The organism is Mesorhizobium sp. B3-1-9 (assembly GCF_006439595.1).
GTDB lineage: Bacteria > Pseudomonadota > Alphaproteobacteria > Rhizobiales > Rhizobiaceae > Mesorhizobium.
This window is the reverse complement of record NZ_VFTJ01000002.1, coordinates 192704-217249: the sequence shown is the minus strand read 5'-3', so window position 1 is coordinate 217249 and position 24546 is coordinate 192704. Positions and strand designations below refer to the sequence as shown.

26 protein-coding genes are annotated in these 24546 nt (G+C 64.8%); 13 read left to right on the top strand and 13 right to left on the bottom strand.

Translation table 11 applies throughout. From position 1 onward, the window contains the following. Positions 1–52 precede the first annotated feature (52 nt). A complete protein-coding gene (locus FJW07_RS04370; RefSeq protein WP_140854713.1) occupies positions 53–682 on the bottom strand; it encodes a hypothetical protein in 630 nt (209 codons plus the stop codon). A gap of 32 nt (positions 683–714) precedes the next feature. Next, entirely contained in the window at positions 715–1335 is a 621-nt protein-coding gene (locus tag FJW07_RS04365) for a TetR/AcrR family transcriptional regulator (protein WP_246680653.1), read from the bottom strand. Between the two features lie 135 nt (positions 1336–1470). Between FJW07_RS04365 and FJW07_RS04360 the strand changes: the two genes are divergently transcribed. From FJW07_RS04360 to FJW07_RS04345, 4 genes are all read left to right on the top strand, one after another. Beyond that, positions 1471–1944, top strand: a complete 474-nt coding sequence (locus FJW07_RS04360) for a carboxymuconolactone decarboxylase family protein (RefSeq protein WP_140854710.1) — start codon at positions 1471–1473, stop codon at positions 1942–1944. Positions 1945–2196: 252 nt separating this feature from the next. Next, positions 2197–3114, top strand: a complete 918-nt coding sequence (locus FJW07_RS04355; protein WP_140854708.1) for a lysylphosphatidylglycerol synthase domain-containing protein — start codon at positions 2197–2199, stop codon at positions 3112–3114. A gap of 5 nt (positions 3115–3119) precedes the next feature. Beyond that, positions 3120–4199 carry a glycosyltransferase family 2 protein gene (locus FJW07_RS04350; protein WP_140644506.1) on the top strand — a complete coding sequence of 360 codons (1080 nt, stop codon included), beginning with the start codon at positions 3120–3122 and terminating at the stop codon, positions 4197–4199. A gap of 88 nt (positions 4200–4287) precedes the next feature. After that, on the top strand, positions 4288–5445 hold the full coding sequence (locus FJW07_RS04345) for a hypothetical protein (protein ID WP_140854706.1): 1158 nt from the start codon (positions 4288–4290) through the stop codon (positions 5443–5445). A 6-nt stretch (positions 5446–5451) separates the two neighbouring features. On the opposite strand, the gene FJW07_RS04340 is transcribed toward FJW07_RS04345, so the two are convergent. The 8 genes from FJW07_RS04340 to FJW07_RS04305 are packed head-to-tail and all read right to left on the bottom strand — an operon-like array spanning position 5452 to position 12284. Continuing rightward, a complete protein-coding gene (locus tag FJW07_RS04340) occupies positions 5452–5757 on the bottom strand; it encodes an addiction module antidote protein (protein ID WP_140854704.1) in 306 nt (101 codons plus the stop codon). 2 nt (positions 5758–5759) lie between these two features. Continuing rightward, positions 5760–6047: a type II toxin-antitoxin system RelE/ParE family toxin gene (locus FJW07_RS04335; protein WP_095767029.1), complete on the bottom strand. Its 288-nt coding sequence runs from the start codon at positions 6045–6047 to the stop codon at positions 5760–5762. A 52-nt stretch (positions 6048–6099) separates the two neighbouring features. Beyond that, positions 6100–7095: a Rieske 2Fe-2S domain-containing protein gene (locus FJW07_RS04330; protein WP_140854702.1), complete on the bottom strand. Its 996-nt coding sequence runs from the start codon at positions 7093–7095 to the stop codon at positions 6100–6102. Beyond that, the gene (locus FJW07_RS04325) at positions 7092–8237 is read right to left on the bottom strand and encodes a GNAT family N-acetyltransferase (protein WP_246680652.1); all 1146 of its coding nucleotides are present in this window, start codon (positions 8235–8237) and stop codon (positions 7092–7094) included. The genes FJW07_RS04330 and FJW07_RS04325 overlap by 4 nt, the downstream gene beginning before the upstream one ends. Further along, on the bottom strand, positions 8234–9490 hold the full coding sequence (locus tag FJW07_RS04320) for a F390 synthetase-related protein (protein WP_140854698.1): 1257 nt from the start codon (positions 9488–9490) through the stop codon (positions 8234–8236). The genes FJW07_RS04325 and FJW07_RS04320 overlap by 4 nt, the downstream gene beginning before the upstream one ends. Continuing rightward, a complete protein-coding gene (locus tag FJW07_RS04315; protein ID WP_140854696.1) occupies positions 9487–10311 on the bottom strand; it encodes an MBL fold metallo-hydrolase in 825 nt (274 codons plus the stop codon). Before FJW07_RS04315 ends, FJW07_RS04320 begins: the two co-directional genes overlap by 4 nt. Further along, positions 10308–11291, bottom strand: a complete 984-nt coding sequence (locus tag FJW07_RS04310) for an NAD(P)-dependent oxidoreductase (RefSeq protein WP_140854694.1) — start codon at positions 11289–11291, stop codon at positions 10308–10310. The genes FJW07_RS04315 and FJW07_RS04310 overlap by 4 nt, the downstream gene beginning before the upstream one ends. Before the next feature lie 3 nt (positions 11292–11294). Then, positions 11295–12284 (bottom strand): 3-oxoacyl-[acyl-carrier-protein] synthase III C-terminal domain-containing protein, encoded by a 990-nt coding sequence (locus FJW07_RS04305; RefSeq protein WP_140854692.1) that lies wholly within the window; start codon positions 12282–12284, stop codon positions 11295–11297. A gap of 138 nt (positions 12285–12422) precedes the next feature. On the opposite strand from FJW07_RS04305, the gene FJW07_RS04300 reads away from it, so the two are divergent. Continuing rightward, positions 12423–12989 carry a T6SS immunity protein Tdi1 domain-containing protein gene (locus FJW07_RS04300; RefSeq protein ID WP_140703192.1) on the top strand — a complete coding sequence of 189 codons (567 nt, stop codon included), beginning with the start codon at positions 12423–12425 and terminating at the stop codon, positions 12987–12989. A 5-nt stretch (positions 12990–12994) separates the two neighbouring features. Here the strand turns inward: FJW07_RS04300 and FJW07_RS04295 are convergent, their stop codons facing one another. Next, positions 12995–13444, bottom strand: a complete 450-nt coding sequence (locus FJW07_RS04295) for a DNA polymerase III subunit chi (RefSeq protein WP_140703190.1) — start codon at positions 13442–13444, stop codon at positions 12995–12997. A 3-nt stretch (positions 13445–13447) separates the two neighbouring features. Beyond that, positions 13448–14968: a leucyl aminopeptidase gene (locus FJW07_RS04290; RefSeq protein WP_140854690.1), complete on the bottom strand. Its 1521-nt coding sequence runs from the start codon at positions 14966–14968 to the stop codon at positions 13448–13450. Positions 14969–15346: 378 nt separating this feature from the next. On the opposite strand from FJW07_RS04290, the gene lptF reads away from it, so the two are divergent. The 8 genes from lptF to FJW07_RS04250 all read left to right on the top strand — a co-directional run bounded on the left by lptF (position 15347) and on the right by FJW07_RS04250 (position 23838). Beyond that, positions 15347–16543: an LPS export ABC transporter permease LptF gene (gene lptF / locus FJW07_RS04285; protein ID WP_140703184.1), complete on the top strand. Its 1197-nt coding sequence runs from the start codon at positions 15347–15349 to the stop codon at positions 16541–16543. 2 nt (positions 16544–16545) lie between these two features. Further along, positions 16546–17628, top strand: coding sequence for an LPS export ABC transporter permease LptG (gene lptG / locus FJW07_RS04280; protein WP_140644493.1), 1083 nt, complete (start codon positions 16546–16548; stop codon positions 17626–17628). Then, positions 17628–20039 (top strand): LPS-assembly protein LptD, encoded by a 2412-nt coding sequence (locus FJW07_RS04275; protein ID WP_181182560.1) that lies wholly within the window; start codon positions 17628–17630, stop codon positions 20037–20039. The genes lptG and FJW07_RS04275 overlap by 1 nt, the downstream gene beginning before the upstream one ends. Positions 20040–20253: 214 nt before the next feature. Further along, complete coding sequence (locus FJW07_RS04270; RefSeq protein WP_140854688.1) at positions 20254–21174, top strand: peptidylprolyl isomerase; 921 nt, start codon at positions 20254–20256, stop codon at positions 21172–21174. Positions 21175–21210: 36 nt separating this feature from the next. Continuing rightward, a complete protein-coding gene (gene pdxA / locus FJW07_RS04265; protein ID WP_140854686.1) occupies positions 21211–22242 on the top strand; it encodes a 4-hydroxythreonine-4-phosphate dehydrogenase PdxA in 1032 nt (343 codons plus the stop codon). A gap of 7 nt (positions 22243–22249) precedes the next feature. Continuing rightward, entirely contained in the window at positions 22250–23095 is an 846-nt protein-coding gene (gene rsmA / locus FJW07_RS04260) for a 16S rRNA (adenine(1518)-N(6)/adenine(1519)-N(6))-dimethyltransferase RsmA (RefSeq protein ID WP_140854684.1), read from the top strand. A 144-nt stretch (positions 23096–23239) separates the two neighbouring features. Further along, on the top strand, positions 23240–23548 hold the full coding sequence (locus FJW07_RS04255) for a type II toxin-antitoxin system RelB/DinJ family antitoxin (RefSeq protein ID WP_140651811.1): 309 nt from the start codon (positions 23240–23242) through the stop codon (positions 23546–23548). After that, positions 23545–23838, top strand: coding sequence for a type II toxin-antitoxin system RelE/ParE family toxin (locus tag FJW07_RS04250; RefSeq protein WP_140651809.1), 294 nt, complete (start codon positions 23545–23547; stop codon positions 23836–23838). Before FJW07_RS04255 ends, FJW07_RS04250 begins: the two co-directional genes overlap by 4 nt. 28 nt (positions 23839–23866) lie before the next feature. On the opposite strand, the gene gmk is transcribed toward FJW07_RS04250, so the two are convergent. After that, positions 23867–24541 (bottom strand): guanylate kinase, encoded by a 675-nt coding sequence (gmk, locus tag FJW07_RS04245; RefSeq protein WP_140651807.1) that lies wholly within the window; start codon positions 24539–24541, stop codon positions 23867–23869. Positions 24542–24546: the final 5 nt, after the last annotated feature.

The following is a 24546-nucleotide window of genomic DNA, read 5'->3' as shown; positions in this document are numbered from 1 at the left end:
CTACCTCTAGAGAGCATGATGTCGACCGAAAACCGCTTCACACTTTTCGGCATCATGCTCGTGGCGAGCCGTTGCGGCCCCAGCGTGGCGGTGGCGGCTGCGAATTGGGATTCTGCGGATCGCCTCCGCCGCGGCGCCCGAAGACCAGCGACAGCGCCAGTCCGGCAAGGCCGACGCCCATCAGCGTATAGCCGGCCGGCTGCGCGCGTTCGTCGATCGAGCCAGTGCCGGCGCGCAGGATGAGATCGACCGCGCGCATGTCGATGCCGTCGGCATCGCCGGGGCCGACGGTGAACACATAAGGACCGGGCGTGACCCTATCGATGACGCCGGCCTCGTCGCGAAAGATCTTGTCGGGCAGTTGCGGGCTCGCCTGGCGGGGATTGTCGGTGTGGTTGAAGGAGAGCGCCGACGCCAGGACTGTGCGGCCGCCGTTCGCCGCGGTCAGCGTCAGCACCGTGCGCTGCTGGCCCGCGACCCGTTCGGCCCGCGCGGTCAAGTCGACCAGCACCCGCACCGGCGCGTCGCTTGCGGCGAGTTGCACGGTGACCGGCCGGAAGCGGCCTCCCTCATAGACGCGGTAAGTACCGATCGCATGGCCGGAAAAATTGCTCATCGCCCAGGGATAGAAGATGCCGATGGCGGCACCGGCGATGAGGAGAAGGACAAAGAGGAAGCGCATTCAGAGCCTTGGTTTTCTGGGCGAGATCGCCGCTATTTCTTGGCGGGTTCGTTTCGGGCAGCTTCGCGGACCCGCTCCATCTCGTCCAGAAACATTTCCAGGCCAAGCTCGAAAGTCTTGTCGAAGCCGCCGGCGCCGAAATAGGCGCCGGCCTTAATGACGCTTGGATAGTCGCGCGCCAGTTCCTCGTCGCTGACGGTGGTGACCGCCGAAGGCCCCTTGGCGTAGCCGGCCGTCTCGTCGAGGATCGCGCCCATCAGATAATAGCCGGCGGCGCGGAACAGGCGGGCGCTGAGCTCGGGGCCGAAACCGCCATCCTCGAACAGGCCGATGATGGCGTTGAGCTTGGCGAGGCAGGGCGGCGAGTTCATGCGATAGACGACGATGAAGGGCGCGAAGGCCGGGTGCTCGGTGGCGACGCGGCGGAACTCCAGCATGCCGACGCGCGCCCGCTCGCGCCACGGCAGGCTGTTGTCAGGGATGACAAGCCTACTCATCTGCCGGTCGACCAGCGCCTCGTACAGATGCGCCTGCGAGGGGAAGTGGTGGTAGATGCTCATCGCCTCGCAGCCGAGCCTGGCGGCGAGCTTGCGCATCGAAAAGCCGGACAGCCCTTCCCGCTCGATCACCTCGAAGGCGGCGTCCTCGATCATCTCGCGGGAGAGCTTTCCGCGGGGTCGCTTTTTTTTGCTCTGTGCATCCATGGCGGCGCTTGACAACTTACACTGTAAGGTTCATCTTCCACATACCTTACAACGTAAGGCTAACAAAAACCAGAGGAGAAGATCATGTCAGTCATTCGCATCGTCTCAACCGCGCATTCCTGCCTTCGTTCCGCCTCGCTCATCGCCGCCGCGAGCGTGTTTGCCACTGCCCTGGCTTCCGCGCCCGCCCGGGCCGATGACTACGACGCCGCCCTCAAGGACATCCAGTCGACGATGGGCGGCGTGCCGAGCTTCGTGAAACAGTTCCCGAAAGCCGGTCTGCCCGGCGCGTGGGCCGAGGTCAAGGCCATCGAGCTCAGCGACAAAACGGCGCTGACACCGAAGGAGAAGTCGCTGATCTCGCTGGCGGTCGCCGCGCAAATTCCGTGCAGCTACTGTATCTGGTCGGACACCGAGAACGCCAAGCACGCCGGCGCCACCGACGAGGAGATCCAGGAAGCCGTCGCGATGGCCGCGCTGACACGCCACTGGAGCACCATCTTCAACGGCATGCAGGTCGATTTCGACCAGTTCAAGAAAGAGATGGCCGGGCAGTAAGACTTATCCCGGCATAGCTTACCCGGCAAAGCGGGCGGGCGCGAACCCCGCCCGCCTTTCGCCGCCTCGATCGACGCTCCAACCAAGCTTGTGGATTCGCCGCCGCCGCTGCTCTATAGGAACAGCGCCTTGAAAAAGCCGGCACGGATCCGATATCGGACCGCCGCCGGCCGGGCCGACATTCGAGAGTTGCCGCTTTGCAGGCCCTCGGATAGCACTTCCGCCCGGCCGTGCGGCCCATTGGAGACTTGATTGAAGCGAGCGATATCGATAATCGTCACTCTGGCGCTGCTGGCATGGCTTGCCAGCGACCAGCGCTGGAAGATGGTGGGCGATGCTTTCGCCTCCATCACGCCCGGCGCTTTCGTGGCGGTGGCGGCGGCGCTGTTCGTCACCTATGTGCTCAGGGCGCTGCGTGTCTGCGACGAGTTTCGCGACGATGTGAACGGCCGCTTCGGCGCCGTGCTTCGCGTCATCCTGATCCACAATGCGATGATCAACGTGGTGCCGTTCCGTGGCGGCGAGACGGCCTTCCCGATCCTCTTGCGCCAGGTGTTCGGCGTCTCGATCGTGCACGCCAGCGCTTCGCTGCTTTGGTTTCGGCTGCAGGACGCTTTCGTCGTCGGCGTGCTGGCCTGCCTGGTCTGGCCGGGCCTGCATCCGGCGCTCAGGGCCGCCGGCATCGCGGCGCTGATCGCCGCCGCATGGTATCTGCCGCGCTGGGCGCGCGCGCCGCATAACTGGACCACTGGCGGCAGGATCGTCTCGAAGCTCGGCAAATTGCGCGATATCTTCACCGAAGCGACGGGACGCTCACGCTATGGCTGGTGGTGGACGATCGCCAACTGGGCGCTGAAGCTCGGCGTGCAGGGATGGCTGCTCGCAATGCTGCTCAACATCTCCTTCCAGACCGCCTTTCCGGGCGCCGTCGGCGCGGAAGCCGCGGCCATCCTGCCGGTGCAGGGCGTCGCCGGCTTCGGCACCTATGAGGCGGGCGCCGCAGCCGCGTTGCTCTATTCCGGCATTGCCATGAAGGATGGCCTGCAGGCGGCGCTGGCGCTGCATCTCTTCATCCTCTGCTCGGCGGTCGCAACCGGTGCGATCGCCTGGCTGTTCCCCTCGAAATCGACGCTGCCGGAAACCCCGACGGCAGGACCGGCAAGGAAATGACCGCCATGAACGTGCTTCCCATTCCCGCATCGGGACTGCCCGAGGGCGCCGTCATGCCCGAGCACAAGCTCTCCATCGTCATCCCGATGTATAACGAGGCTGACAATGTCGAGCCGCTGCTCGTCCGCATCCATCAGGCGATGGAGAATTACAGCCAGCCCTGGGAAGTGGTGCTGGTCGACGACGGCAGCACCGACGCCACACCCGCCGAGATCCGCCGGCTGGCGGCTCAATACGGGCCGCATGTGCATGGCGTGGAACTGGTGCGCAACTACAAGCAGACCGCGGCCATGCAGGCCGGTCTCGACGCCGCGCGCGGCGACGTCATCGCGACACTCGACGGCGACCTGCAGAACGACCCGTTCGACATTCCACGCATGGTCTACCGCCTGCTGACCGAGGATCTCGACCTCGTCGCCGGCTGGCGCAAGGATCGCAAGGAAGGTTTCTGGATGCGCCGCTTGCCCTCGCGCATCGCCAACAGGCTGATCGCGCGCGTCACCGGCGTGCAGCTCAAGGACTATGGCTGCAGCCTGAAAGTGTTTCGTGGCAGCGTCATCCGCAGCGTGCGGCTCTATGGCGAGATGCACCGCTTCATACCGGCGTGGCTGGCGACGGTGACGACGCCGCGCCGCATCGCCCAGGAAGTGGTGACGCATCACGCACGCATCCACGGCCAGTCGAAATATGGCATCTCGCGCACCTTCCGCGTGGTGCTCGATCTCGTCTTCATGTTCTTCTTCCTGCGCTACCGCACGCGGCCCGGACATTTCTTCGGCGGCATCGGCATCGTGCTCGGCGTGCTCGGCTCGCTGATTCTTGCCTATCTCTTTGCGATCAAGGTTTTCTTGGGACAGGATATCGGCACCAGGCCGATGCTGATCACCGGCTTCTTCCTGGTGATCGCCGGGCTGCAGGCGGTGACGTCGGGCGTGCTCGCCGAGATGCTTTCGCGCGTCTATCTCGAGGCCAATGGCGCGCTCGCCTATGTCGCGCGGCCGCAGCCCGCGCATGGCGAGGGCGACGGCTGGCACTGGCCGAGCAAGCCGGCGGCTGTGGAAAAGCCGAAGGCGCGCCGGAAGTGATCGGGCAGACTGGCCGGCACCAGCTGCATTGCCAATCGCCTTGATTTCGCGCATCGGTCCCCGCGACGGGAACGACCGCGAATGACCGATGCCGAGGGCTGACAGATCCATCCTGATTACAGGGGCACGCGCGCCGGTGGCGCTGCATCTGGCGCGCCTTCTCCATGGCGCCGGGAAAAGGGTGATCCTGGCCGACACGCCGGCGCGGCTCATCGCGGCGGCGAGCAAGGCCTGCGCGCGCTATTGCCGGCTGCCGCCGCCGCGCTTCGAGCCGCAGGCTTATGCGGATGCGGTGGAGGCGCTGGTCCGAGCGGAAGGCGTCGAGATGGTCGTCCCGACCTGCGAGGAGGTCTTTCACCTCGCACTCGCCTGGCGCGGCAGGACCACGCCGGTGCGATTGTTCGCCCCCGATATCGGGTTGCTGGCGCAGGTTCACAACAAGCACAGCTTCATCCGGTTGGCTGAACAGCTTGGCCTGGCGGTGCCGGAGACCACGCTTCTCAATTCCCGCGACGATCTGGAGGCGGTACGTGGCCGCTCACGCGACCTGGTGTTCAAGCCGGTCTGGTCGCGCTTCGCCAGCCACGTTCTGCTGCGTCCGACACCGGATTTCCTCGATGCGATCGTGCCCTCGCCCGCCATGCCCTGGGTGGCGCAGCGTTTTGTCGAGGGCAAGGAGATCAGCGCCTATGCGGTGGCGCTAGAAGGCAGGCTCAAGGCGCTTGCGCTCTACCGCTCGCTCTACCGCGCCGGCAAAGGCGCCGGTATCTTCTTCGAGCGGGTCGAGGACGATGCGGCGCGCGATCTGGTCGAGCGCATCGTCGCCGGCACCGCATGGACCGGGCAGATCTCCTTCGACCTGATGCGCGAGGCGCGTGGCCGCGTGCTGCCGCTCGAATGCAACCCACGCGCCGTGAGCGGCCTGCATTTCTTCCGCGATCCGGCGCGCTTTGTGGATGCCGTGCTCGGCGACGGTCAGGAAGTCATTCCCGATGTGTCCGCGCCGCAAACCGTGCGACTCGCGATGTGGATCTATAGCCTGCCTGCGGCGTTGCGTTCAGGCGGCCTCGGCCGCTTTCGCAAAGCGATGCGCGTGGGCGAGGAATTGCTCGATTGGCCAGGCGATTCCGCGCCGGTGAAGGCACAATGGCCGGCGCTGCTGGAGGTTGCGCGAGTGGCATTGCGCCAACGCATCGGCCTGCAGGCGGCGTCGACGCGTGATATCGAATGGAATGGGCCTGGTTGAGGCGCTTCAGGCCCCGAGCGAGCCCGGGCCGATAGGCTTGACCTCAAGTTGCAAACCCAGCGCCTTGGTGACGCCCAACAGCGTGCTGAGGCGCGGATCGCCCTTTTTGCTCAGTGCTTTGTAAAGCGCCTCGCGCGTAACGCCAGCCTCTTTCGCCACGGCCGTCATGCCTATGGAGCGCGCTACGTCGCCGAGCGCGTGCGTAATGAGCGCGGGATCACCATCCTCGAAGGCAGCTTCGATGTAGGCCAAGCGATCCTCCGGAGTTTTCAGGTGGTCGAGAATGTCGAAGCGGGTGGTTTCGAGAGGCATCGTCATATCTCCTTTGCCATCTGTTTCGCCTTGGCGATGTCGCGCCTTTGGCTGGACTTGTCGCCGCCACAGAGCAGTATGATCACGGCGTTTCCAATCTTCACAAAGTAGAGCCGGTAGCCTGGGCCATGGTCGATCCGAAGCTCGCCGATGCCATCGAAGTATTTGACATCACCGATGTTACCGATCTCGACCCGACGGATGCGGGCGACGACGCGCTGTCGAGCCGCGGTGTCGCGAAGCGCGTCCAGCCAGTTGGTGAAATCGGCGGTCTGCCGGACCTCGATCATGCGTGAACTATAATTCACGAAAGCATTCAAATCAAGGTATGTGAACTATAATTCACAGCTCGATATAATGCACCCTTGCCTCACCTGCCGCCGCCGGCATCTTACCCTCCATGATCGCGGCGATGTCGCGGCGCAGGAAATCAAGCGGGCCGATCACCGGCAGGGCCTGCGGCGGCAGCCGAGCGTTGTCGCTGGCCGATTTCAGCACCCGGCGGTCCTGGTGCAGCGCGACGGTGAAGAGCGGCTTGAAGGCCAGCGCCTTGAGTTCGCCGAACAGGCCTTGGCGCCGGCCGATAAGCCAGCCGACGCCCTCGACGGTGCGTTCGTCGGCCTGGCGGAGGTGAAAGGTGGTGGCCAGGACCAGCCCGTCCTTGCCCCAATATTCGAGCTCGGCGATGCCGGGATGGCGGAAGCGGCCGATCGTTTTCGCGCGCTCGCCTTCGAGCAGCCGGCTGATGAGGCCCTGCTGGCGGTCCTCGCCGGTGTAGCTGGCCTCGACCCAGCCCTCGCCACCGGTCACCTCGACCCGCACCAGATGGCGCTTGGAGCTGAGGCCGCGCAGCAGGCCCTTATGGGTGAAATGAGTGTGCGTGGCGTCGAGGATGTTCTCGGCGGCGTCGATCACCGTCGACTGCGTCGATGAGCGCACCCGCCGCGCGATGATGTCCCTGCCCTGCATGCAGTGCAGGTAAGGCTCGCCCCGCGGCGTGCCGGACGAGATGAAGACGACGCCGTCGCGCTCGATCGCCGCGTAGCGGCGGACCCGGTAGTGCGGCATGGCGCCGACAAGGCCGGGGATCGCGGTGCAGCGGCCTTCGCCGTCATAACGCCAGCCGTGATAGGGGCATTCGATCTCGCCGCCGACGATTTTGCCGGTCGACAGCTCGACCAGCCGGTGCGGACAGCGGTCGAACAACGCGGCGATGCCCTGCGCCGAGCGGAACAGCACCACCGGCGCGCCGTCGAACAGAATGCGCTTCGGCCGCTTGCCGATATCGGCGGACAGCGCCGCCGCCTGCCAATGATCCTTCCCACGCCGCTCGCTCACAATTCGAACCTCCTGAGCAGGGGAATGCCGACCAGCGCCAGCACGGTCTCCATGACGCGGATCGCCAGGCGCCGGCGAAGCGGAAGATGCCCGGCATAGACGGCGTTGTATTCGATCGCGGCGACCGCGCCGCGCCAGCGTTTGAAATCGGCGGCACCCGCGCTCATGTTGAAGAACAGGCCGCGCGCCGTGGCGTGGTCCTGCGCCATCGTCATCATCATGCGATAAAGCCCGTCGGCCACCGGCAAGCCCGTGTCGTAGCCGACGATCGGCTGGGTCAGCGTACCGCCGTTTTCGAACAGGCCGGTGACGGCGACCAGCTCGCCGCCCGGCCTGCGCAGCCCCGCCAGGCCGATGATGCCGCGCCGGTGCATTTCAGCGATATAGCGAGCCGTGTAGTGCGGATTGAGCGGCGTGTATTTGTCGAGATAGAGCAGATTGTAAAGCTGCTCGGCGCGCGCATAATCGGCCTCGGTGAAATCGCCATTGCCGACCCGCTCGAACGGCGTCGCGCGCAGGCGGGCGCGATCGCGCTTCATGTCGCGCGTCATTGCGGGTGATGCGCTGCGGTCGGCGAAGATGTAGATCTGGCGCGCCGCCAGCATGCGGAACCCCTCGGCCTTCAAGGCGGCCATGGTCGCTGGATCGGCGATATCGTTCAACGAGCGGATGACGATGGCGCGATCGGGAAAACGCGCGGTCAGGGCCGCGCGCAGCGACGCGACCGCCGGCCGGTCGAGCAGCGGCACCGGGTTGGTCGAATAGAGCCAGTTGTTGACCTGCGCCTGATGGTCGAGGCCGCTTGCCCTGACAAGCGGCGCGCACGCCCCAATCAGGGCGTTGAGCGCGCGTTGCAGCAGCGGGTGGGCGGCGAAGTTGCGCGTCTCGTCCATCGCATAGTCGATATAGGCGCAGGTCGGGCAGCAGATATAGCAGTTGGGCGCTTCATCGGCGTCGTTCAGCGTCAGCGGAAAAATACGCCCGGCGGCTTCGAACGTCTCGACTTTCGTCTTCAGGTTGGCGATGAGATCGCGCACCGGCACCTCGTTGAAAAGCCTCACAAAAGCCTCGACCTTTGCCGGCTTGTTCTCGACCCGCTCGGCCTGCTGCGCAGGCCTTTCCGCCGTCGCCGCGCCGCTCACCGCGCCGGCTCCAGGCGGCATTCGACGCGGCGCAGCTTGCGGCCTGTTTCCAGAGGCAGCGGCGCGCGGATGAGCGTCACGGTAGCGACCGCCTTTCGCATTTCCAGCAGCGCGCGGACTGCCTGATGAGCGGCCTCCGCCGCTTCGTCCGCGAGCGTTGGTGGAAGCCGGAGCTCGACCCTGTCCGGCGCGGACTGGACGAGGCGAAAGTCGTCGATGCGGCGGTCGGCCTTGAGCACGGTGTTGCGCAACACATCCGGCGTGACCAGGATCGGGCCATCCTGTGACATGAGACGGAAAACATCGTCCATGCGGCCGACGATCTCATCGACGCAGCGCAGCGGTGAGCCGCAGCCGCAGGCCTGTCCGGACAGGCGCAAAAGGTCATTCATCCGGTAGCGCGCCATGATTTGGGTTTGGCGCCGAAAGGCCGTCACCAGCGGCGTCACCAGCCCCTCTCCCGCTGGCTCGAATTCGAAGAAGACGGAGTCTTCCGCAAGATGCAGTCCGCCCTGCCGGCAGGTCACCGCGAACAGGCCTTCGGTCGCCATGTAGATCTGGTCGAGCGGCAGTTGGAAGAAATTTTCGATTACCGGACGGTCGACCGGATCGAGCGTCTCGGCGGCGGAAAAAACCCGCTTCGGCCGGAGCCGGAAGTTTTCGGCCGCGAAATGGCGCAGGATTTTTGGCGGCGCGATGATGACCGTCGGGTCGAACATTTCGAGCGCGCCGCGCCAGCTCTCCGGCCCTGCGGTCAGATCGAAGAAGGCGAGCTGGATCAGGCGCGATTTGCGGGCGCTGTCGTAAAGCCCTGTGTTCTGCGGCAGGACGACGGCGACGCGCATGCCGCGCCACAGAAGATCCGGCGCCGCCTTGGCCAGAATCGCGCCCAGCCAGCGGTGTTTTTCGGCCCCGGAAATCACGAACAAGCCGCGATTGCCCGATGTTCCGGTGCTGGCGCCGACAGTGAGCGATCCGGCGCGGCCATCGCGCGCCAGGGCCGCCCAGGCTTGCGTGGCGGTGAGACCGTGGATGTTGAATTCGTCGAAGCGCGCCATCAGCAGCGCCTTGTCGGTGATCGGCAAGTCGGTGAGGTGCGCCGGCGCCTTGCCGTAAAAGGACGCGCGCGGCAGGTCGCGGTCAAGGAAGCGCCGCAAGGCGGCCGCCTGCCAGCGCTCGAAGCCGGGCCGGGTCTTGCGCGAGACCCAGCGTGTCAGGGCGAAGCAGCCTGCCGCTTCCGCCAGCCCGTTCATGCGGCCTCCGGCGCGAGATCATAAGATGTCGGAGCGGGATCATGGCAGAGCATCACCTCGCCGCCGACGGCGAGGAAGCGGCGCAGCATGGCACTGGTCGGCTCGATCGCCGCGGCATCCTCTGCGATCAGCGTGGCAGGGAAACCCGGCGTGCGGTTTTCGGTCAAGGCTGTGAGCAGCCATTGCACATCGACGGCGTAGAGCAGCGGCCGGTCGAGGCCATTGAACAGCAGGCCGAACTGGCCATCGGCATGTCCAGGCAGATCGACCGCGATCACGCTGCCGTCGCCGAAGAGATCGGCGCCGCCGGGTACATCCTCGCGCGCCTCGACCCTCCGCTTCGCGGACAGGCCCTCCAGCCTCGCCTCGAAATCCAGCGGGAAGAGTTCGGCAAAGACGCCATGGCGCAGATTCTGCCTCGGGCTGCGCGCCTTGACCCGCGCACAGGCGGCATCGCTGGCGATGAAGCGAGCGTTGCGGAACAGCGACAGGCCCGAAATGTGGTCGACGTGGAAATGAGTGACAATGATTGTGCGGATGTCATCGGGCGACAGGCCGAAACGCCGAAGCACCGGCAGGACCTGTTCGGCCGCATTGAGCTCGGGTTTCAGCAGCGCACCGTAGAGCCGCAGCATCCGGCCGCGTCGCGCCCCGCTCAAAGCTTCCTGCGTATAGCCGGTATCGATGAGCACCGGCCCGGCAGTTGGGTGAAAGATCAGCCCGTAGCGGACGCGCAGCTTGACACTTTGCCAACTGCCGCCGCGCAGGATCAATCGCTCGGCGGCGCTCACCCAGGCGCTGTTGGCGAAGACGATCCTCATGCCTGCGCCCCACCGGAAAACGTGCGGTCAAGCCCTTGCTCGAACGAGATCTTCGGTGCCCAGCCAAGCATCCGCTTCGCCTTGGAGAGATCGAGGCTTTGCGCATAGGCGAAGAGACCGAGCCCATAGCGCGTGACCGGCGGCTCGGGCAGGCCAGGCAACCGGAGCGCCACCGCTTCCATCAGGCCGGCCGCCAGCATCGCCGGCATGAGCGGCGTCGGCCGCCAGCGCGCCTTGATACCGGCGCGGGCGCAGGCCTCGTCGGCAATGCGGCGGACCGGCAGCATTTCGCCGCCGGAGATGTTGAAGATCTCGCACTCCGCTTCCCTGGGCGCGGCAAGCGCCGCCATCACCGCGTCGACGACATCGTCGATATGGGTGAGGTCGATGGCCGCCCGGCCATCGCGAAACAGTGGCAAAGGCCGGCTCCTCGCGGCCTTGATCAGCCGCGGCAGCAGCGCCCGATCGCCGGCGCCGTAAATGCCGCGCGGCCGCAGCACCACCGGATGGATGGCGGGCCGGCCGAGCACGACCTTTTCGGCCTCGCGCTTGGTGCGGGCATAGTGATTGACGGGCTCCGGCAAGGCCATATCCTCGGCGAGGCCAAGCTGGTCGCGGAAGGCAAAGCAGACGGACGGGCTGGAGATGTGGACGAAGCGGCTGACCCCTAGTCGCTCGGCGAAGTCGAGCAGGTTCCGTGTCGCCGTGACGTTCGCCGCCACGAAATCCGCGAGGCGGCCGAAGGGCGAAGAGAGCGCCGCGCAATGGATGATCCGCTCGACCCTGCCAAGTCTCGGATCGAGCGCGCCATCGAGCGGCTGCGCGAGATCGTGGCGGACGATGCGATGGCCGGCGGCCTCCAGCGCGGCGCAGCGCGCTTCATCGCGGCCGAGCCCGAGCGCCAGCGTGCCGGACGCGGCAAGCCGCTCGAGCACATGAGCACCGAGGAAGCCGCTGGCGCCGGTGACGAGCACAGGCATCCTTCAGGTCTCCAGCGCCATGCCGCCGAAGGAGACGCCGGCCGACGTGCCGAGGAAGAGCAGCTTCATGCCTGGCGCAACGCGCCCGTCGCGGCGCGCGACGTCGAGCGCGAAGGGAATGGAAGCCGCGATCTGGTTGCCGAAGCGGGCGGAGATGTCGACGAGCTTTTGCGGCGCAAAACCGGTCTGGCGCGTCATATGGGCAAGTGCGAAGGGGCTCGCCTGATGCGGCACGACGAGATCGACATCGTCATGCCGCCAGCCGGCGCGCCCGAGCAGAGCATCGACGAAGCCGTTGAAGTGGCGCGAGGTAAGCCGGAACAGTTCCTTGCCGTCCATGTGGAACAGGCTGTGCGCGGCAAACGCTTCCCGCTCCTTGCGGAAATCGAAGCGCGTGCCGCCCGAACCAATGCCGCAGGCTTCCCAGCCCGACGGATAAGTGCGCATCAGGCTCGCCGCCACCTTTCCCTCGCTTGGCTTGGCCTTGCGCAGCACGGCCGCCGCCGCGCCGTCGCCGAAGAGCGCGGCGATCTCCGGCGCGTCCTGCCATGGCAAAGCGCGCGAGGCGACTTCGGACGAGAAGACCAGAGCCGTCTCGCACTGCTCCGCCTCGATCATGCGGCCCGCGGTCTCGAAGGCGGTGAGGAAGCCAAGGCATGTGCTGTTGACGTCGAAGGCGGCGGCCGAGCCGTCTGCCAGCCCGAGGCGCTGCATGACCAGCGGCGCGGTCGCCGGCAACGGCTGGTAGGGCACGCCGCAGCCGCCGACGATCAGGTCCACGGCGCCGGCCTCTAGGCCGGCATCCTCAAGCGCAAGGCGCGCGGCGGCACAGGCGAGATCGATCTGCGATTCGGCATTGCAGACATAGCGCTCGACGACACCGGTGACGGTTTCAAGCGCGCCCTCGCCAAGGCTCAGCTTCGCCTCCAGGGCGCGTGTGGTGAGGCGCTCAGCCGGTACCGCCCTGCCGGTTCCGACGATCCTGATCCGCATTCTCCCCCCGCCGCGTGAGCTTGGCCCTATCTAACGCAAAAAGCGGTTCGAGGCGACGGCCATCATCGGCGTCTGCGCGACCATGTTTGATCGTCGATCATTCTGCTGTAAGTATGCGATGCTTCCAGGGGGTGAGGTATGGCTAATTCTTTTTCTCGCTTTATTTCTTTTGTCTTTGGGAATTCTGTTTCTAAGCCAAATGCAGACGCTGTCAGAAGCCCGTGGCCGAGCGGTCTCCAGCATCTGTTTATCGAGCCATCAAAGAAGGATATCTGGGAAGCGCTGGACGGCTGGAAGTGGATTGGGCTTGATGGCTTGGAGCCCGGCGCAGTCTCTGCGTTCGGTGACATTTTCTTCCGCGCTCCCGATGGTTCCGTCAAATTGCTGGACATGGTCGGAGGCCGATTGACCCAAGTGTCGGAAACGTGGCCGGAACTTACAACCCAGTTCAATGATCCTGATCGTCGCGAGGAACTGTTGCTGGCTGGATTAGTGACGACGGCACGAAAGAAGGGATTGGTCTTGGGGGTCGACGAATGTTACGACTTCGAAAAGCCGCCCGTGCTCGGTGGCGAAATGTCCGTTAAGCAAATCAACAAGACTTTCTTCGTGGTCAAAGTGCACATAGCCGGCCAGATTCACCGGCAAGTAAAAGACCTTCCGCACGGTACGAAAATCAACAAGGTAACGATCGGCGATCGCTGACGGCTCTAAGCCTTGCGCTCCCAGCGACGGTCGGGCGTCTGCTGCCAGTAGGTCACGGCGTGGCCGGCTTCCTTCAGCGTCTTCCAATGCGTCCGCGCGCCTTCGAGCTGCGCGGCGTCATGGCCATCGAAAAGGAAGACGGCGCGCTCGTAGCCCGATAGTTCGGGCGGGCTTGCGCCGTCGACCAGGAAGCGGATCTGCGCGGCGTTCTGGTTGCCCTGGCCCGTGGTGAGCAGGACCGGCTGTTCGGCCGGATAGGCCTCGCGGTCGGTGGCATGCGCCAGAAAGGAATCGTCGCGGAAAATCCACAGATGCTGGTCGAGCGCGTCGCGACGCTCCTCGGTGCCGGTCTGCACCACCGCGCGCCAGCCGCGCTCGACACTGCGCTCGAGCAGGCCGGGCAGCGCCTCCTCGAGCGTCGATTCGGTCAAATGGTAGAACAGGATTTCGGCCATCCCCTACCCTTCGTAGTGATCGCGCACCAGCCTGTCGAGCAGCCTCACGCCGAAGCCCGAGCCCCAGGACTGGTTGATCTCGCTCGACGGCGCGCCCATCGCGGTGCCGGCGATGTCGAGATGCGCCCAGGGCGTGTCCTTGACGAAGCGCTGCAGGAACTGCGCGGCGATGATGGCGCCGCCATAGCGGCCGCCGATATTCTTCATGTCGGCGTTCTTGGAATCGATCAGCTTGTCGTATTCGGGCCCGAGCGGCATGCGCCACAGCCGCTCCTGGCTGGCCTGGCCGGCGCCGAAAAGCCGGCCGGCAAGCTCGTCATTGTTTGAGAACAGGCCGGCATAGTGCTGGCCGAGCGCCACCATGACAGCGCCGGTGAGCGTCGCCAGATTGATCATGAATTTCGGCTTGAAACGGTCGTTGGCGTACCAGAGCGCGTCGGCCAGGACCAGGCGGCCTTCCGCGTCGGTGTTGAGCACTTCGATGGTCTGGCCAGACATCGATGTGACGATGTCGCCGGGGCGCTGGGCATGGCCGTCGACGGCGTTCTCGACCAGGCCGATGATGCCTACCACATTGGCCTTGGCCTTGCGCGCGGCGAGCGCGTGCATCAGGCCGGTGACGGCGGCCGCGCCGCCCATGTCGCCCTTCATGTCCTCCATTCCGGAGGCAGGCTTCATCGAATTGCCGCCGGTGTCGAAGGTGACGCCCTTGCCGATGAAGGCAAGCGGCGCGTCCTTGGCCTTGCCGCCGTTCCAGCGCATCACCGCCAGGCGCGCGCCGCGCGGCGAGCCTTGCGCAACGCCGAGCAGAGAACCCATGCCGAGCTTCTTCATCTCTTTTTCAGCCAGGATCTCGACCTCGACGCCGAGCTGCTCCAGCGCCTTGACGCGTTCGGCGAATTCGACAGGCCCGAGCGCATTGGCCGGCTCGTTGACGAGATCGCGCGCAAGCAGCACGCCATCGGTCACGGCTTCCTCGCCCGCAAACGCCTTCTTCGCGGCCGCGGGGTCGGCGCACTGGATGGTTATCCTCGCGGGCTTCGCCGCCTCGGCCTTCTTGGCGCCCTTCGCGTCAGATTGCCCGTCTTCCTTGTCTTTCCTGGTCTTGTATTTGTCGAAGGAATAACTGCGCAGCAGCATGCCGGCGGCTAGGTTGGCCGCCTGGCGGCCGTCGGGCTGCAGTTCGGGCAGATCGAGGATGACGGCCACCTCGGCCGCCTTGCGCAGCGAAGCGGCAATGACCCCACCGAGCTTCAGCCAGGCATTGTCGTCGAGGCTCGAGACCTTGCCGGCGCCGATCGCCACCAGCCGGTCGACCGAAGTTCCTTCCGGCGCCAGCACCTCGGCCGAGCTTGCGAACTTGCCGGAAAAATCCGCGACCGGAAAGGCGCGTGCCAGCGCGCCGGCCGGATCGCAGGCCTTCGCCGCCTCGCCGAGCCCGCCGCCATCGGCCGCGAACACGAAGACGCTGCCCTTTTTCGGCGCGGCAAGCTTGGCGAAAGAAATGGAAGGTCTCGACGTCATCAGGTCCTGCTTTCGGGGATGGCCGGAAGGTGCCGGCAAAGGGTATTTCTTGGCGAGCAACGCGTTTGGCAAGCGTGCGCGACATTTGGTCGTTTTCAGCCATTTGGCAAGACTTTGGCCGAAATCGCTGTCTATATCAGCGCCACCATAGACAAAGGATTCGCCCCGGCACGACCTTAGCTTGCTGCCGTAACGTGCTGTTAACCATCGATGTTTTGCATTTCTTATCCATTGACGCGGAGACTCCGCCGCGCCGGGGCACGCGGCGTGGGGCGACGAACCGGAGCGAGCCGCCTATGACCCAGTTGTGCGGGCGTTGCCGGATCACTACCTTGTCGGCGGGCATGATGCCGTTCGGCAAAATCGAGAAAAGCCTTCATGAAGGTCGTTGAACGCTACATCATGCGCCGCGCGCTGACGATGTTCCTCGCATCGCTGGTATGGACGCTGGCGATCGTGTGGACGACGCAGGTGCTGGCCAAGATCGATCTCGTCACCGACAACGGCCAGTCGGCGCTGACCTTCTTCGAGGTCGCGGCGCTCATCATCCCCTCCATCATTCCGATCGTCGTGCCGTTCGCCTTGGTGGTGGCGGTGGCGCAGACGCTGAGCGCGATGAACACCGATTCGGAGCTGGCCGTGCTCGGCGCCGCGGGCGCCTCGCGCTGGACGATCGCGCGGCCGATCCTGCTGCTCGCGGCTTTTGCCTGCGCGTTTTCCTTCATCGTCGACAACGCCGCCGACCCCTATGCCAGGCAGAAAAACCGCCAGCTGGTGGCGGCCTCGCGCGCCGACCTCGTGTCGCTGATCATCCAGGAAGGCACGTTCCGCAAGATCGACGAGGGCCTTTACCTGCAGGTCGGCGAACGGCTTCCCGGCAACCGGCTCGGCGGCATCTTCGTCGCCGATTCGCGCGAGGAAGGAGCCAGCCTCACCTATTACGCCAAGACCGGCAGCATCGTCGAAAAGGGCGACGAGAAGGTGCTGATGATGAATGACGGCGTCATCAACCGCAAGTCGGTGACCGGCGACCTCTCCGTCATCCGCTTCACCTCTTACGCCTTCGACATGTCGGCCTTCATGTCGGCGGCGAACGACATCACGCTTTTGCCCAAGGACCGGACGACGGCGTATCTGCTCAACCCGGATCCCAACGACAAGATGTTCCAGCGCGAACCCGGCAGCTACCGGGCGGAACTCAACCAGCGCTTCGCCGAATGGTCCTATTCGCTTGTGTTCGCGCTGATCGCGCTTGCGGTCGCGGGCGATGCGCGCTCGCATCGCGAGTCGCGCATCAATCCGCTGATCACGGCGATCGCAATCGCGCTTTTCGTGCGATGGCTTGGCTTCTTCGCCGCCGGCAAGGCCGACAAGGTCTGGTATTACGTCTACCTGCTCTACGGCATACCCATCATCGCCTCAGCGGTTTCGATCTGGTTCATCGTTTCCTCGCGCAGCATGGAACTGCCGGTCAGTTGGGCCGACTGGCTGACGGGTTTTGCCAAGCGCGCCGGTGACAATTGGACGGCATTCAAGCTCTGGCTCGCCCGGCGCACTTCCGGCCAGGGAGCCTGACCATGGGCTGGACACTGGGCCGCTATTTCTTCTTCCGCTACGTCTCGATCACCTTCTGGTTCTTCCTGGGCCTGCTGGCGCTGGTGTTCCTGATCGACTTTACCGAGCTTTCCGGCCGCACGACCGGGCTGCCCGGCTTCACCTACGGCATTGCCTTCGCCATTTCGGCGCTCAGGATGCCGATGATCATGCTGCAGACGGTGCCGTTCGTCGGGCTGTTCTCGGCAATGGCGACGCTGGTGTCGCTCAACCGCCGCTACGAGCTGGTGATTGCGCGCTCGGCCGGTGTCTCGGCCTGGCAGTTCCTGTTCCCCTGCTGCGTCGGCGCGCTGATGTTCGGCGTGCTGTCGGTCGCCATCATCAACCCGATCGCTGCGCATGGCTTTTCCTGGTCCGAGCAGATGGAGAACGACCTGCGGGCCGGCAAGTCGAATGCAGTCACCACCAATGTCACGCCGTGGCTTCGGCAAAAGACCGAATCGGGCGACACCATCATCGGCGCCCGTGCCATCCTCAACCAGGGGCTGGAGATGGCGGATGCGGTGTTTTTCGTCCTCGACCATGAGGGCAACATCACCGAGCGCAAGGATGCCGCCAAGGCCTTCCTGCGCGACGGCTATTGGGAATTGCAGGACGTCAAGGTCTTCAAGGGCGGCAATATCCAGACGCTGGCGTCCGACAAGGTGCCGACGAATCTCAAGCCGGAATTCGTGCAGGAGCGGCTGGCGCGTCCGGAAACCATCCCCTTCTACGAGTTGCCGCGCAAGATCGAGGTCGCCCGTTCCTTCGGACTCAAGGCAAACGCCTTCGCCATGCAATTTAATTCGCTTGTGGCATTGCCGTTCCTTCTCGTGGCCATGACGCTGATTGCTGCAACGGTTTCAATGAGATTTGCGCGAATGGGGCAGTCGGCAACGATGATTCTGGGTGGCGTCGTGGCCGGCTTTCTGCTTTATGTCGTTTCGGTACTGGTCAAGGCATTCGGTGTCGCCGGATTCGTGCCTACTGTGGTGGCTGCATGGGTTCCGGTTGTCGTGGCTATGTTCTTTGGGGTGACGTTTCTGCTATACAAGGAAGACGGCTAGTGAGGGAGGCGGTTTTGCGCAGCCATAGGCAGGCCGGTCTGGCACGCCTCTATGGGGCGACCGCCTTGGCGTGTCTGTTCGCCTGTGCGGTGCCGACGGCGCCCGCGCTGGCGCAGACGATCGCTGCCAAGTCCGTCCCTTCCGGCACGCAGATGCTGCTGGCCGCCGATACGCTTGTCTATGACAACGACAAGCATACGGTGACGGCCGTCGGCGGCGTGCAGATCGACTATGGCGGCAACAAGCTGGTCGCCCAGCGCGTGGTCTACAATCGCGACACCAAGCGCCTCGTCGCCAGCGGCGCCGTCGAGCTGATCAACAGCGACGGCACCAAGGTCAATTCCGACCATATCGACATCACCGACGATTTCGCCGACGGTTTTCTCAACGCGCTGCGTGTCGAGACGATCGACAAGGCTTATTTCGCCGCCGAGAGCGCCGAGCGCATGGGCGGCGTGCTCACCACCTTCCACAACGGCGTCTACACCGCCTGCGAACCTTGCGAGGACAAGCCGGACAAAGCGCCGACCTGGCGCGTCAAGGCGCGCAAGATCATCTGGAACGGCGAGAAGAAGACGGTCCGCTTCGAGAACTCGAATTTCGAGTTCTTCGGCTTCCCGCTCGCCTACCTGCCGGCCTTCGAGATCGCCGACCCGACGGTGAAGCGCAAGAGCGGCTTCCTGATCCCCGGCATCGTCTACAACAACCACCTCGGCGTCGGCGTCAAAGTCCCCTATTACTTCGCGCTGTCTCCGACCTATGACCTGACCGTCACCGGCAGCGGCTATACCAAGCAGGGTTTCCTCGGCGAGGCCGAGTGGCGCCAGCGCTTCAACAACGGCCAGTACACGCTGAAGATCGCCGGCATCAACCAGCAGGATCCCGATGCGTTTGTAGATTCGGCCGGCCATAATGTGAATTCCGGGCCTGCCAACGATCCGAACAAGTTCCGCGGCATGATGGGCACCAAGGGCCAGTTCGCCATCAACGAGCGCTGGAATTTCGGCTGGGACGTGCTGCTCCAGACCGACAAGGAATTCTCGCGCACCTACAACATCGACGGCTACAGCGACCTCGTCCACCAGTCGTCGATCTATCTGACGGGCTTGAGCGACCGCAATTATTTCGATGTCCGTGCCATGCGCTTCGAGGTGCAGGAAGACACGCTCTCCAGCGACCCGACAGCGCGCGCTGCCAAGCAACCCTGGGTGCTGCCGTCGCTCGACTACGCCTATATCCCCGACACCTCGGTGGCCGGCGGCCAGTTGTCGTTCAACGTCAACGCGCGCGTGATCAGCCGCAACCGGCTGGACGCCGTGCTCGCCGATGGCAGCGATCCGAATTCGATCAACAACGTGCGCGGCATCGAAGGCGAGTCGAGCCGGCTGACGGCGGAAGCCGAGTGGAAGCGCACCTTCACCACCGATAACGGCCTGCAACTGACGCCTTTGCTCGCGTTGCGCGGCGACGCCGGCTATGTCAACGCCAATTCGGCTTCGCTCGATGCCGTCAACCAGATGGCGACGAATCTCGGCCAGGACGTGGACATGCGCTCGTCGCTTGCCCGCTACATGGCCACGCTCGGGCTCGAGGCGCGCTGGCCGCTGTTGTTCTCGATGCCCAGTTCCAGCCACATCCTGGAACCGACCGCGCAGGTCTTCGTGCGTCCGAACGAGCAATATGTCGGCGGGCTGGCGATCCCCAACGAAGACGCGCAGAGCTTCGTCTTCGACGCCACCACGCTGTTCGAGCGCGACAAATTCTCGGGCTACGACCGCATAGAAGGCGGCACGCGCGCCAATGTCGGCTTCCGCTATTCGGGCGCCTATGACAATGGCTGGGGCACGAACGCCATCTTCGGCCAGTCCTATCAGCTCGCGGGCGAAAACTCTTTTGCCGCGCCCGATCTCGTCAATGTCGGGGCCGAGTCCGGTCTGGACAAGCCGACCTCGGATTATGTCGGCCTTGTCGGCTTCAACAGCCCGAGCGGTTTCTCCGGCTCGCTGAGCGGGCGTTTCGACGAGCAGACCTTCGAGGTCAGGCGCGCCGAAGTGAAGGCCGCCTATTCCAGCCTGCCGATATCGCTCAGCGCCAAATATGCCTTCATCGAGGCGCAGCCGCTCTATGGCTTCACCACCGACCGCCATGAGCTCACGCTCGGCGCCTCGACCCATGTGGCGCAGAACTGGCGGCTGTTCGGCACCGGCACTTACGACATCGAGACAAATGTGCTGGTCAAGGACGGTGTCGGTTTCGCCTACAACGATTCCTGCTTCACTTACATCATGACGTATTCGCAGACGCGTGACACCGTCACCAAGGAAGTGTCGCAGAACATCGGTTTCAACCTGTCGTTCCGCACGCTCGGCGATTTCGGTTCGTCAACAAGCGCGGTCGATACCATCCAGTGACCAAGGGTGGGCGTACGGAGCCGTGCGTCGCTCGGCGCTGATGGTGGTTTGGTCTTGATTTGGCGCCTGATCCCCTGAGTATAGGCTCGATTCTAGGCGTCATGAGCCGGCGACATCGTTTCGCCGCATAAGACGGGCAATGGGGTCGACCGCATCGCGCAGGCGTTCGGAGGACGCGCGGCGCCGTCATGGTGGGGAAGATTGGGAAGGTAAGATGAGGAAATACCTGTTTTCAGCGGGATTCGCGCTTCTGGTGGCGACCTCGGTTTCGGTCACGGCTGTCGTGCAGCCTGCTTTCGCCGCTGAGATCAAGTATGTCGTCAACAACATAGCGATCACCACCGGCGACATCGCGCACCGCGCAGCCTTCTTCAAGCTGCAGCACAAGAAGGGCGATGCCGCGCAGGAGATGATCGACCAGACGCTGCGGCTGGCCGAGGCCAAGCGGCTCGGCATCCGCATCAGCGACCAGCAGGTCGACGCCGCCTACCAGCGCTTCGCTTCGGGCAACAAGATGCCGCTGGCGAAACTCGACGCGATCATGGCGCAGTCGGGCGTCACCAAGGAACACTTCAAGGAATTCATCCGCGCCCAGATGGCCTGGAACCAGGCGCTCAGCGCGCGCTACCGCTCCGGTGAAGGCGGCTCGGTGACCGAGCAGGATGCCGTGCGGCGCATGCTGGACAAGGGCGGCGCCAAGCCGACCGCGACGGAATACATGCTGCAGCAGGTGATCTTCGTGGTGCCCGCGTCGGAGCGCGCCGCCACGCTCGCCAAGCGCAAGCGCGAGGCAGACGCCATGCGCGCCCGCTTCAGCGGCTGCAACACCACGCGCGACTTCGCCAAGGGCCTGCTCGACGTCACCGTGCGTGATCTCGGCCGCTTTCTGGCGCCACAATTGCCGTCCGACTGGGCCGAACAGATCAAGGCGACCAAGGTCGGCGCCGCGACGCCGACCCGCGAGACCGAGCGCGGCATCGAATTCATCGGCGTCTGCTCCTCGCGCGATGTTTCCGACGACAAGGCCGCGCAGATGGTGTTCCAGGCAGAAGGCAGCAACGACAAGGACGCCGACGAACTCAGCAAGAAATATGTCGCCGAGCTGCGCCAGAAGGCCAAGATCGTCGAACGCTAGAGCGACAAGCGTGCAATACCGCAGCCGGCCCACCGCATGAGCGCGCAGAAGACCGATGCGCCGCTGGCGCTCAGTGTCGGCGATCCCTCGGGCATCGGGCCCGAAATCGCTATCGCCGCCTGGCAGGCCGGCGACAGCGCCGGCGTGCCGCCCTTCTACCTGCTTGCAGACCCCGCTTTGATCGAAGCCCGCGCCCGCCTGGTCGGCGCAAATGTTGCGATTGCCGAGACGCTGCCAGGACAGGCAGCGCATCATTTTTCCCGCGCGCTGCCCGTCGTGCCGCTTTATGCGCGCCATGTCGACAGCCCGGGAGAGCCGGACCCGGCCAATGCCGCAGGCACGATCGAAGCCATCGACCGCGCCGTCGCGGACTGCCTCGCCCGCCGCGCCGCGGCGATAGTCACCTGCCCGATCGCCAAGAAGCCGCTCTATGATGCCGGATTTGGCTTTCCGGGCCACACAGAGTATCTGGCGCATCTGGCCTCGCGCCACACCGGCAGGGACGTGACGCCGGTGATGATGCTGGCCGGACCGGACCTGCGCACCGTTCCGGTGACCATCCACATCGCCTTGGCCGACGTGCCGAAAATGCTCACGACGGAGCTGATCGTCGCAACCGCGCGCATCACCGCCGCCAATCTCAAGAGCCGCTTCGGCATCGCGCGGCCAAAGCTTGCGATCGCCGGGCTCAACCCGCATGCCGGCGAAGGCGGCGCCATGGGGCTGGAGGATGCAGCGATCGTCGCTCCCGCCGTCGAGATGTTGCAGGCGGAAGGCATCGACGCGATCGGACCGCTGCCGGCCGACACGATGTTTCATCCGCGCGCGCGCGCCGCCTATGACGCGGCGCTCTGCATGTATCACGACCAGGCGCTGATCCCGGCCAAGACTTTAGCCTTCGACGAGGCGGTCAACGTGACGCTCGGCCTGCCCTTCATCCGCACTTCGCCCGACCACGGCACCGCTTTCGACATCGCCGGCAAGGGCATCGCGCGCGCCGACAGCCTGATCGCCGCGTTGAGGCTGGCGCGTCGGCTGGCCGACAGCGGACGGCAGACCGCCGGGTGAGGATGCATTGAGCGGACGCACCACAATCGACGGGTTGCCGCCGCTGCGCGAGGTGATCGAGCGGCATGGCCTGCAGGCCAAGAAGGCGCTCGGGCAGAATTTTCTGCTCGACCTCAACCTGACAGGCAGGATCGCGCGCGCCGCCGGGGATCTCTGCGAGACGACAGTGATCGAAGTCGGTCCGGGCCCGGGCGGACTGACGCGGGCACTGCTCTTCAACGGCGCGCGGCGCGTGATCGCCATCGAGCGCGACGAGCGCTGCCTCGAAGCGCTGGCCGAGGTTTCCAACCATTATCCAGGCCGGATCGAGGTCATTCCCGGCGATGCGCTGAAGAAGGATTTTGCCGCGCTCGCCGGCGCGGCGAACGGCGCGCCTGTGAAGATCGTCGCCAACCTTCCCTACAATATCGGCACGGAGCTTCTGATCCGCTGGCTGACGGTGGCCGACTGGCCGCCCTTCTACCAATCGATGACGCTGATGTTCCAGCGCGAGGTGGCGGAGCGCATCACCGCGGCCCCGGGCAGCGACGCCTATGGCCGGCTCGGCGTGCTTGCCGGCTGGCGCACCGAGGCGAGGATCGCCTTCGACGTGCCGCCGCAGGCGTTCACGCCGCCGCCGAAGGTCACCTCATCGGTGGTGCATCTGGTGCCTCGCCCATCTCCCCTGCCCGTGGACGCCAGAAAGTTGGGCCGCGTCACGGAGGCCGCCTTCGGCCAGCGCCGCAAGATGCTCAGGCAAAGCGTGAAGAGCCTGGGTGGCGAGGCGCTGCTGACCCGCGCCGGCATCGACTCGACGCGTCGGGCGGAAACGCTGAGCGTCGAGGAGTTCGTCAGGTTGACGAACGCGGTGTAGTTCTCTTCGCCCCGTTTACGGGGAGAAGATGCCGGCAGGCAGATGAGGGGCGGCGCGAACCTGCAAAAGTATGGCGCTCCTAAGGGAAAGTTGCGCTGGCAACCGTCATTCAAACGCATTACATTCATGGCAAAGGAGATGGCCATGCCAACGAACGCACTTGTCCAGACGCGTATCGACGCCGATATCCGGGATCGGGCTTCCGCGGTGCTCGAAAGCATGGGACTCACGGTTTCGGATGCGGTGCGGATACTTCTTACCCGAACCGCCAACGAGGGCGCGTTGCCCATCGATCTGCTCGCAAACAGTGAGGCTTACGATGTGTGGTTTCGCGCCAAGGTGCGCGAGGCTCTGGACGACACCCGAGCCGACATTCCTGACGAACAAGTCGAGTCGCACTTTGCCGAAAGACGCGCTGCAGCACGTCGCAAGGTCAATGAGCCTAGATCTTGAAGATCGTATGGTCGGCATTCGCACTTTCGGATCGCGATGGGATATTCACGCATATCGAGGCTGACAACCCTGCCGCCGCGGCCGCGATCGATGAGCGGATTGTCGCTGCGATAGGCCGTCTCCGTGACTTTCCCGAGAGCGGCCGTACCGGCAGGCTTTCAGGAACACGAGAGCTTGTCATCGTCGGCACGCCATATGTCGCGGCCTATCAGATAGCTGAGAGCAGGATTCGAATCCTGCGTGTGCTTCATGGAGCACAGCGCTGGCCGGACGATCTTGCAGACAGCTGACGCTATTTATCCGGCTTGTCCGGCCAGCCTACGTCGTCTTCTCGTCCAGCAACCCCGAAATGAAATCGAACAGGCCGGGGCGCCTGTCGCGCCGAAGCCGCTCCGCCGTGACGATGGCGCGGACCTCGGCGAAGGCGCGGTCGAGATCGTCGTTGACGATGACGAAGTCGTATTCCTTCCAATGCTCGATCTCGAGGCGGGCGTTCTTCAGCCTGGTCTCGATGACGGATTCCTGGTCTTCGGCGCGGCGCTTCAGGCGCGCCTTCAATTCCTTCATCGACGGCGGCAGGATGAAGATCGAAACGATATCGGCGCGCATCTTTTCCTTGAGCTGCTGTGCGCCCTGCCAGTCGATGTCGAAGAGCATGTCGCGGCCTTCGGCCAGCGCGATTTCCGCGGGCTCACGCGGCGTCGCATAGCAATTGCCGTGCACCTCGGCCCATTCGAGCAACGCGTCGGAGTCGCGCAGCCGCTCGAACTCGCGCATGGTGCGGAAATGGTAGTGGACGCCCTCGATTTCCGAGCCGCGGCGCGGCCTTGTCGTGACGGAGACCGAAAGCTCGAGACTTCCATCGCTTTCCAGAAGATTGCGCGCGATCGTCGACTTGCCGGCGCCCGACGGCGACGACAGCACCAGCATCAATCCGCGGCGGCGGATGCGGGACCCCAGATCCCTGGCGGCCGTCGGTTCCTTGGCAACCATCCCCG